The following is a 9,235-nucleotide window of genomic DNA, read 5'->3' on the forward strand; positions in this document are numbered from 1 at the left end:
ATTGCAGTGATCATGCCAGACAAAAAATCCCCCCATCCCCGCATCCGTCTCCATCCAGTGCCAACGGCATGCCCATATGCATGACAACAAAATGGTCAATGGCAACAATATGCGCACCCGCCGGAGAATCCGTCGCTGCAGGATGTCAAAGCGTCCTGTGCGCAAAAATGTCCTTTCCTATTCTTCCGTCCGGATATGGAGCAAGGATGCCCTTTGTGGATCCAGCACCTCACGGGCCAGCTCCCGCAGATCCGCATCCGTCCAGGCTTTGTAATCCTCAAGCAGAGTGCGGGCCCAGTTGCGCTGCTCCGGCCATCGCACGGAACCGTCCAGCACCCCGTAAAGCCAGTAACGGTTATCCTGCTGCCGGGTTACAAGGCTGTTCAGAAGGGGTCCCCGAACCCGCTCCAGAAGTTCTCCATCGAGGGCCCCGTCCCCCAAGTCCCTCGCCAGGCTGAGAAGATTTTTTCCCACAAGCTCCACCTGATCCGGCGCAAGGGAAACCCCCGCCATGATCCCCCCCCATTCCGACCATAGGGGATAGGCCCAGTAATAACTGAAAGGACTGTAGGCTGCGCCGAGATTCTCCCGAATCTCTTCCCGCAGGCGTTCTTTGAGAACCCCCGACAGAAGGTTCAGACCTCTGTGCCGCAGGGAAGAAACCTCGCCTGAAACGGGAAACCCCCACTGCACAAGACTTGCGGGCGGACTCGCTTTCACCCTGGCCTCCATGCGCCCACCTTCAGGAAATGCCGGAGCCTCGGCAGGAACCCCTATGCTCTGATCACCGCGCACCGCACGCATACCGAGAATATTCCCCACAAGTGCCATGGCCGCATCCGGATCCACGGCCCCCACAAGGGAGATTTCCAGAGGGGCAGAGGCCAGAACCGGTCCCAGCCAGGCTGCGATGTCCCCCACTGTCCAGGCGCTGAGATCCCCTTCCTCAGGCGGACAGAACCGAGGATCGCCACCGGTGAAAAAACAGGGACCCATGCGCTCAAAACTTTTATCCACACTGCCCGCAGCCTCCCGGATTCCCCGGAGATACCGGGCGCGCACAAGGCTGAAGGCCTCTTCCCGGAAACCCGGATCTTCCAGCTGGGCCCGCAGAAGATGCAGAAGATCCCCAAGCTCTGCCCTTCTTGCTTCTCCGTCAAAAAAGTGGTGATCCACATCCATACCAAAACGTAAGCTTACTCTTTTTCCCGCAAGAACTGTGTTCAGATCCTCCTGGGTCAGTACCGAGGTGCCGGAAAAATTCAGGGTGTCCGCAGCCAGAAAGGAAAGCCCCGGCCAGGGCTCTCCGGCCCGGCCCGTTCCGAAACGCACCCGCATGCGCACCCGATCCGGCTCAAAGTCCGTCGCCTTGATGTGGAGCAGGGTACCATCTGCATAAAGAACATCAAAGATTCCAAGTCCCTCATCCTCCCAGACCTGCTGCACCGTATTTTTTTCCAAAGGCGGCGGCAGATAGGGAAAGAGGAGAGCCCCACGTTCTTCCAGCCCACCGGCATCCAGATGGCCTGCCTCCAGATAGATCCGGCGCATGGCCTGGCGTAGAGCCACTTCCTGGGATGAAAGGCCCTCACCCATGAGCCGGACAAGACGGTGATTGCCGCCCCAGAGTTCCCGGAACGTCCGGTTCACCCCAGAAAGGGGAACATCGCCCAGAAAGGGAAGGATCTGCTCCGCCATGGTCTCCGGTGCCACAGGTACATTGTCACCATAGAAATCCCGGAGCAGGGAAGCGGCTATGGCACCGCTTTCCCGCCGGGCTGCGGCCGCAGCCTGACTCTCAAACCAGGCCACAAGCTCTCCACGAACCCGGTCCAGTTCCGCCTGGGTAAAGCCCTGCACCAGGGCTTCCCGCAGGGTGCGGGTGAGAAGGGCAAGGGCCGCTTCCCAGTGTTCGGGATCGCAGGCGGCGCGCATGTCCGTCATGCGCAACCGGCCATACAGGTCATGGGTGTAGGCCACGGCAGAAAGAAAGGGGGTATCCGGTCTTTCCTTCAGACGCTCCAGCCTCAGCCCCAGAAGGCGCATGGCCATGTAGCGCAGCACCGAAGCCTCTTCCGAAGCCAGAGTGTGGGCTTCAAAGGGCAGGGGCTCCACCTTTCCGATGGCCACCTGAAGCCCGCCGCTCCCAGGTTCCGCATGATAGAAAAACTTCAGACCCTGATGGGAAGATTCTCCCAGGTCCGGCTCCGCCTGAGCGGGCGCACGGGAACGCAAAGGGGCAAACTTCAGGCGGATCTCTTCTTCCACCGCCTTTCTGTCCATCTCTCCCACCAGAAAAAGCACCATGCGCTCCGGCCTGTACCAGGTGTCATAGAAGGCCCGGAACTCCGCCTGCCCCGCCCCTTCAATCACGGATTCAAGGCCAATGGGCGGACGCTCGGGAATGCGGGTGCCCTGAAACAAAAAGGCCTGCTCCGCCTGCTGCATGCGGTAGGCGGCGGAATCCCGGTCCCGCTTTTCGGCCAGAACAATACCCCGCTCCCGCACAATCTCCTCCGGCGGCAGCAGAAGCCCGCCCGCATAATCCGCCATGACCTGAAGGCCCCTGGCCAGGGTTTCGGGCTTTCCCTCAGGCAGGACAATGTCATAGACCGTGCGGTCAAAGGCGGTGTGGGCATTGGTGTCTCCGCCGAAATTCATGCCGATTTCCTGAAAGAAATGGATGAGACTGCCCGGAGGAAAATGCGTGGAACCGTTGAAGGCCATGTGTTCCAGAAAATGGGCCAGTCCCTCCTGGCCTTCGGCCTCATGGCGGGAGCCTGCCTGCACAAAGAGGTGCATGTGCACCCGGCCTCTGGGGTGATCATTGGGAAAGAGTACATAACGGAAGCCATTTTCAAGACGACCGTAGTGCAGTCGGCTGTCCGGAGAAAGATCGGAGGCCTCCCAGGGCCAGGCCATGGTGGATTCCCCGGCCAGGGAAGGTGTGAAACCGGACACAAGAAAAGTCATGAGAAAACCCCATAAGACAAAAAATCGACGCATGTGTTCCTCCCGGAATCCATGGGTTATGGCAAAAAACCAGATCCAGCCTCTACAGCCTTTCCCGGATTGCGGGCCAAGCATGCCATGGCAGAACAAAGAGCGCAAGCAGGCCCCCTGTAGCAATCCGTTTCACTCCGCCTCCAGCACGGCTAAAGCCTGCATCCGGGCCACAAGTTCCCGGACTTTCCCGGACCAGTCCGGATCTGTGGCCAGTTCTGCAAAAATCCCCCCCGCCTCCTGATACCGGCCCAGACGCCAGAGACAAAGCCCCTTTGCATAGCGCGCTTTTTGCCCGTCTTCCGCCTGTTCCAGACTTTTCAGGGCAAGGGCATAGGCTCCCCTTTCCATATGGATGCGGGCCTCCAGCATCCGGGCTTCGGTTCCTTCGGTTTTTTCCAGGAGAAGAAGAGCGGCCCTTCTTCTGCCCGCAGCCAGAAGCAGTCTCACCCTTTCAAGGGCACTCCCTTCCTTTTCATCCTCCAGCACCCTGGCCGCAGCGGAAGGCAGGCCTGCGGTTCTGTACATGCGGGCGACAAGATCAGAATCCGGGGAATCCGAAACCCTGAGACTTCGGGCCACCTCAAGACTTACGGCCGCCCGGCCCCGGTTTCCCGAAAGATCCTCCGCACGGGCAAGGAGCATCCAGTCTTCAATCTGGGAACTTTCCACCACAAAGCCCCGTAAAAGACCCAGGATCGTTTGATCCATCCTGCCTGAGGCCAGAGCGGCATGGCCCATAAGGCGCAGCCAGGCTGGATTTTTTTCTTTTTCCACCCAGGGCCACAGGGTTTCCACGGCAGCCTTGAAATCCCTCGCCCCATACTGGCAGAGGGCCAGACCATGGGCGTCTTCTCCGGCTTCCGAAAGAGAAAGGGCCTTTTCAAAGGCCCGGATTCCTTTTGTATGGGCCTCCATCCGGTAATAACTCCAGCCAAGGTTTCTCCATAAAAAGAGATCTTCCGGCGCAAGGAGAAGCCCCCTCTGAAAGGCCTCCGCAGCTCCCCCTGTATCCCCTGTACGAAAACGGGCCGTACCGAGAAGGCCCCAGAATTCCTTGTGCTTTCCCCAGTCCTTTTCCAGGGAAAGGAGAAGATCCAAGGCTTTTTTCTCCTCTTTTTTTTCAAGGAGAATGAGGGCTTCCCGCAAACCTTCGGAAGAAAAACTCTTCAAAGGCAAGGCATGAAAGAAAACCCCCAGTACAAGCAGCATCCCGCACAGCGTTTTCATGGCCCCTCCCCCCCGAAATGGATGGGAAGCTCAAAACGGGTCACCACGTCCCTGTCCGCCACCCGGCCCGGTGTAAAGCGCCACTGCCGGGCCGCATCCACGGAAGCCGCCTCAAAATACCCCGGAGGTTCTGCGGACAGCACCCGCACCTCCCGCACCCTTCCGGTTCTGTCCACCTCCATGAGCAGCCGGACCCGTCCTTCCCGGATACCCTGCCTGCGGGCCGCATAGGGAAAAACCGGGACCACCCTGTGCAGAGGCCTTGGCGTTTCATCCAGCTCCCCAAGACCGTACACCCGATCCGAAAGTGGCGGACCGGAAGAAGGAAGGGTGGCAGATGGCGGAGAAAAACCTTCCAGATCCGGAGGCCGCACATCCGCAAAATTTTCCGAAACAAAGGGAAGATGGGGTGACAAAGGAGGCGGGGTTTCCCTCAGGATGAAATCTCCAAAGGCAGGGGGCAGGGTTTCAAAGGCGGGAAGCAGCGGGGAAGAAACCTCCCTTTCCAAAGAAGGAGCCTGGGGAGAAAGGGGGGCTTCAAGGTGGATGGCAAGGGCCGGACCTTCCCAGGGACGCTTCAGATCTGCATTCTTTTCCGTGAAGAAAAAAAGACCAAAGAGCCAGAGGGTAAGGATCAGACCGCAGATCCCGCAGAAAAGCCAGCGCGCTCCCTCCCTCACTCCGGCCTCCGGGCCGCAAGGGCCAGATGGGGCACCCCCGCCAGGCGGCAGATGTCGAGAACCCGCATCAGCATACCGGAAGGACAGTCCCGATCCGCAGCCACCACCACCAGAGCGCCGGGATTTTCAGTGGCAAAGGCCTGCATCCGGCCCCGGAGCACACCGGGATCCACGGGAACATCCTCCAGAAAAACCCGGCCTGCGGCATCCACAGCCAGCACCAGACGCACGTTTTCCGCCTCCACCGCCGTTTGGGCCGAAGGCCTCTCCACAGGCACGGAGGTCTCCCGGATAAAGCTCGCATTCACCACAAAAAAAATCAGCAGAATGAAGATCATATCCAGAAGGGGTGCCATGTCGAGGCCAGGTGCGTTTTTCTTTCTTCTGTGGCGCAGGACTCTTTTCATGGGGTCTTCTTCCGGAAAAGGCGGGCGTGACGACGTTCCAGCACATGGGCCATGAAAAGCCCCGGAATGGCGGCAAGAAGTCCCGCCTGGGTACTCATCAGGGCTTCGGCAATGCCTCCGGCCATGGCCCGGTTTCCGGAAAGGCCTGCGGCCTGAAGGCCCGCAAACATATGGATCATGGCGGACACCGTACCGAGAAGCCCCACAAGGGGAGCCGCCGCAGCCAGCACCCGTATGGCACGGATGCGGTAAGGAGCCAGGGTCAGGGCCTGATCCAGATTCTGCGGCCTTGCAAGATCCCAGAGGGTTTTCAGGCTCAGGGTCCAGATGAAAACGGCCATCAGACCCGCGCACCAGACCCAGATTCCCATGGAGAACCAGGACTCCCAGACCAGCATTTCCCGGAACGGAAGACTCACGGCGCTTCCCCCTTCTCCAGAAGGGCCAGCGCCTCCATGCCCCTGTCTTCGGCTTCAAGGGCCAGACGTTCCGCCCTGCGGGACAGAAGATGGTGAGCAAGCAGCAGGGGAACGGCCACCCCAAGACCCCACTGGGTGGTGATGAGGGCCTCGGAAATCCCGCCGGACATGAGCCGCACATCCCCGGCCCCCATCTGGCTCATCACCCGAAAGGAGGCCATCATGCCCGTCACTGTGCCGAGCAGCCCCAGCATGGGAGCTAAAGCCGCCATGACTCCAAGGGTGGCAAGCCCCTTTTCCATCCGATCCGACCAGGCGGCCGCCGCAGCCTCCACGGCCTGCTCCCGGAAAAGGACCGTTTCATGCCGCAGCCGGACGGCCAGTGCCACCACCGAAAGGGCCGGGCTCCGGGCCTCTTTTTCCATGCAAAGGGCCCTTTCCCCATCCTGAAGCACATCCACAAGATGCAGGGTTTCTTCTTTGCAAAAACGCAGGCGAAAGAGGACAAAACCCCGGATCAGAAAAATCCCAAAACCCACCAGTCCGATAAAGAGAATGGGCCAGAGCAGAAGCCCTCCTTCCCGCAGCGCAGCTTGAAGCCCCCGCCTGCCGCCGTTTCCGGAAAGGACCAGACCCCTGGAAAGATCCAAAGGCAGAATCTGGGCCTCCCCTGCCACCCCCTTGCGGATGGCCCGGCCCTCACGCCAGGAAGGAGAATGCTCCGCCTCCCTGTATACAGCATCCTTGTCATGGGGGAGCACAAACAGGGGTTTTCCTTGCCCATCCACGGCCAGGCCTGCAAGGGCTCCCACACGCAAAAGCTGTCCTGGTTTTTCCCGCCCATCCTTTGCAAGGAAGGTAATGGGATGGACAGCCACATGGTCGCAAGCTTGCAGATGAAAACGCAGGGCTTCCAGAAAGGTCTCAAGCCGAGCGGAAGACAAGGCCCCCATTCCTTCCCTTCCAGGCAGGGGAAAAAGGGGGTAGGTCAGGGAAGGGGCAAGGAGAGATCGGAATCGTTCTTCCGCTTCAAGCTGTTGGGCGGCCAGAGCCGCGCCCGTAAGCTCGGAAGTTTTACGCACCGCTTCCATGCGCCGGGTTTTTTCGATCAGACCATCCAGGACCTTTCTTTTTTCTCCATTCTCCACCCTCAGGCGCACAAGTCTTGCTTCCAACGCCTTACGTCTTGCGGCAAGCGCCTCCCTTTCTTCTGCAAGGGCTTGTGTCTGAAGAATCGTGTCTTCCGCGAGACGCCCAAGAACCGCATCCAGGGGAGAAAGCTCTGCGTGAACAAGCCCCCCCAAACCCAGATAAAAACATAAAACAAGAAAAAGCCGGGGCATCAGGGAACCTCCGGAAGGGTAAGCCAGATCAATCCTGCGGGAACACGACGTTCCACCATGGCAAAAGCCCTTTCCACGCTCCGAGCTGCGGTGGCGTCCAAGGGCAAAAAAAGTCCCCTTTCCCCTGACCAGCGAGCCACAAGGGCTTTATCCGGTGAAAGAAAAAAAAGACCTGCTGCACCAAGATGCAAAAGGGTTCCATGCAGCATCTCGCCCTCCACAGCCACCGTTGCAGCCGCAGCATCCGGGAACAAACCCAGATTCAACTCCGCCTCCACCACCTCCAGGGCTCTGCGAAAACGGCTCTGGGTATCCATTTCCCCATCTTCCAGGGCTGAACGCAGGGTCTGCAAACGTCCCTTCCGTTCTTCCAGACGAAAGGGTACCAATCCTTCCATTCGTTTTTCAAGGAAGGTGAGAAGATCTCCCAAAAGGGGTTCCACAAGGCGGGCCAGACCTGCGGCCTCCTCCCCTTCCCCTTCCAGGGCAAGGAGCCGCTCCTGCTGTCTTGCCATACGCTTTTCCAGCATATGGTTTTCATAAATAAGGGCCTCCACCTCCGCCTCCAGGGCGCGGATCGCCTGACGCTGCCTTTCCTCCTCCTGTAAAAAAGCCTCCACCTTTTCCTGGGCTTTCTGTGCAGCGCTCAAAGTCGCGTCCATGCGCGCTTCCGGGTCTTTCTCCCTTGCATCCGGAATCTGGGGAAAGCAGAGCAGAAGCAACAGCCAAAGGCTGCAGATCTTTGTCATCCATCCTTTTTTCCATCCCAAGCCAGGAGTCATGTCTTCTCTCAGAAACGCCTTTTTTTCTTCTTTTTGAAGGATCAGACCTCGCGAAAAGATCTGCTCGCACCTTCCGCCTTTTCACCCTGAATCCGGCCATTCATTGCCGCGCCCCTGCCCTTTAAGAGTCCATACCGCGAGTGTCAAAGAGTAGCGTACGCTAAAAAAAACACAAGAAACAATTGGGATGGACTCCCCAAAAAATCAGACACCTCCATTGCAGGAACACAACATACGGATATTACAAACACAAAAAAGCTTAAAACCCCATCCCGAAGTCCGGATCGCATCCCAAAGGCCCCAAGGTTTTTCAAGGGTTCTTCAGAAGGCCCTGGAGAAAGCAGCCCCCACCTCCGCCCATTCCCCTTGAGACCAGAGGCGCTTCCGTATCCCCTTCCCCACCTCCGCTTTCTCTGGGAACACCATTCAGCACAGCCACCCCATCCAGATCAAAACCTGCGGAAATTTTTGTGGGATAGGGCGCGTAAACCTTATTACCAAAATGGTCTTGCGTGCTCCCGTCCCCCACCACATCCACAAGGCGGAGATAGGGAATGTCGTTCAGATTCACAAGGCCTGAGCGTACGGCTTCGAAATCCTTTAGGTCTTCCAGGTCAAAGGGCGTACCAAACCCTGCTCTGTATTTTCCCGCAAAACCATCAATATCCGTAGGATCCACATGCCCAAAGGCATGCACAGGATTCTGGGTCAGGGAGTGGGCGGGAAAACGCACAAAATTCCTGCCATCGGTGGAGACCTCCACAAAGGCCAGCTCCAGAAAGGTATCGCTGAAACTGTTGCCGAAAACGGCGAAATCCCAGCCCTCGCGGTTCATAAGCGGCGCATCAAAGGTGAGTACAATACTGCCCCCCCTTCCCAGGGAAAGCACATCCGAAGCCTTCCCCGTGGCAGGCCCCATGGCGCGCTGCGGATCCATCCAGGGATCTTCCACGGCTTCTCCCGGAACATACTCGCGAAAGCCCGTGGCCCAGGCGATGATGCCCCCATGCCCCAGAATGAGGGCCTGAGAGCCGGGACGTCCCGCCTCCGGCGCATAGGGACCGGCCAGGATCCGGGTGCAGAAAAAAATAAAAAAAACAAACACAAACCAGGCAGAAACACGCATGACAAACCTCCTTATGCAGCGCATGGATCCAAAAAACAAAAGGCCTGACTTCAGGGCTTTAACCTGAAGAAGGCCTGGCAGACGCCCCTTTTGCCTTCTTTTCTATACCCGATGCGTTCTCAGAAAAAAACCTCAACCCCCACCTTCAGATTCCGCCCCGGCATGGGATAGACAGAGCCGGAATACGCCGCCAGGGCGTAGGAAGCATCCCAGAGGTTGTTCACTTCCAGAAAAAAAGCCAGAGG

General features: G+C 58.5%; 8 protein-coding genes. All 8 read right to left on the reverse strand.

The annotated features are described in order from the left end of the window. Nucleotides 1–177 precede the first annotated feature (177 nt). A complete protein-coding gene (locus tag RBR60_RS08150; protein WP_320355568.1) occupies nt 178–3,006 on the reverse strand; it encodes a M16 family metallopeptidase in 2,829 nt (942 codons plus the stop codon). Between the two features lie 129 nt (nt 3,007–3,135). After that, on the reverse strand, nt 3,136–4,233 hold the full coding sequence (locus tag RBR60_RS08155; RefSeq protein ID WP_320355570.1) for a tetratricopeptide repeat protein: 1,098 nt from the start codon (nt 4,231–4,233) through the stop codon (nt 3,136–3,138). Then, complete coding sequence (locus RBR60_RS08160) at nt 4,230–4,913, reverse strand: energy transducer TonB (RefSeq protein ID WP_320355572.1); 684 nt, start codon at nt 4,911–4,913, stop codon at nt 4,230–4,232. Before RBR60_RS08160 ends, RBR60_RS08155 begins: the two co-directional genes overlap by 4 nt. Then, on the reverse strand, nt 4,910–5,320 hold the full coding sequence (locus tag RBR60_RS08165) for a biopolymer transporter ExbD (protein ID WP_320355574.1): 411 nt from the start codon (nt 5,318–5,320) through the stop codon (nt 4,910–4,912). Before RBR60_RS08165 ends, RBR60_RS08160 begins: the two co-directional genes overlap by 4 nt. Then, nucleotides 5,317–5,739 carry a MotA/TolQ/ExbB proton channel family protein gene (locus RBR60_RS08170; RefSeq protein WP_320355576.1) on the reverse strand — a complete coding sequence of 141 codons (423 nt, stop codon included), beginning with the start codon at nt 5,737–5,739 and terminating at the stop codon, nt 5,317–5,319. Before RBR60_RS08170 ends, RBR60_RS08165 begins: the two co-directional genes overlap by 4 nt. After that, complete coding sequence (locus tag RBR60_RS08175) at nt 5,736–7,082, reverse strand: MotA/TolQ/ExbB proton channel family protein (protein WP_320355578.1); 1,347 nt, start codon at nt 7,080–7,082, stop codon at nt 5,736–5,738. Before RBR60_RS08175 ends, RBR60_RS08170 begins: the two co-directional genes overlap by 4 nt. Continuing rightward, entirely contained in the window at nt 7,082–7,831 is a 750-nt protein-coding gene (locus tag RBR60_RS08180) for a DUF3450 family protein (protein WP_320355580.1), read from the reverse strand. The genes RBR60_RS08175 and RBR60_RS08180 overlap by 1 nt, the downstream gene beginning before the upstream one ends. A gap of 343 nt (nt 7,832–8,174) precedes the next feature. Next, the gene (locus RBR60_RS08185; protein WP_320355582.1) at nt 8,175–8,990 is read right to left on the reverse strand and encodes a hypothetical protein; all 816 of its coding nucleotides are present in this window, start codon (nt 8,988–8,990) and stop codon (nt 8,175–8,177) included. Nucleotides 8,991–9,235 lie beyond the last annotated feature (245 nt).

The sequence above is a fragment of the Desulfobotulus sp. genome (assembly GCF_034006065.1).
Taxonomy (GTDB): domain Bacteria; phylum Desulfobacterota; class Desulfobacteria; order Desulfobacterales; family ASO4-4; genus Desulfobotulus.

Coding starts and splice junctions, on each gene's coding strand:
- RBR60_RS08155 (WP_320355570.1), bottom strand. CDS start 4,233: ATGAAAACGCTGTGCGGGATGCTGCTTGTACTGGGGGTTTTCTTTCAT.
- RBR60_RS08175 (WP_320355578.1), bottom strand. CDS start 7,082: ATGCCCCGGCTTTTTCTTGTTTTATGTTTTTATCTGGGTTTGGGGGGG.
- RBR60_RS08185 (WP_320355582.1), bottom strand. CDS start 8,990: ATGCGTGTTTCTGCCTGGTTTGTGTTTGTTTTTTTTATTTTTTTCTGC.
- RBR60_RS08150 (WP_320355568.1), bottom strand. CDS start 3,006: ATGCGTCGATTTTTTGTCTTATGGGGTTTTCTCATGACTTTTCTTGTG.
- RBR60_RS08165 (WP_320355574.1), bottom strand. CDS start 5,320: ATGAAAAGAGTCCTGCGCCACAGAAGAAAGAAAAACGCACCTGGCCTC.
- RBR60_RS08180 (WP_320355580.1), bottom strand. CDS start 7,831: ATGACAAAGATCTGCAGCCTTTGGCTGTTGCTTCTGCTCTGCTTTCCC.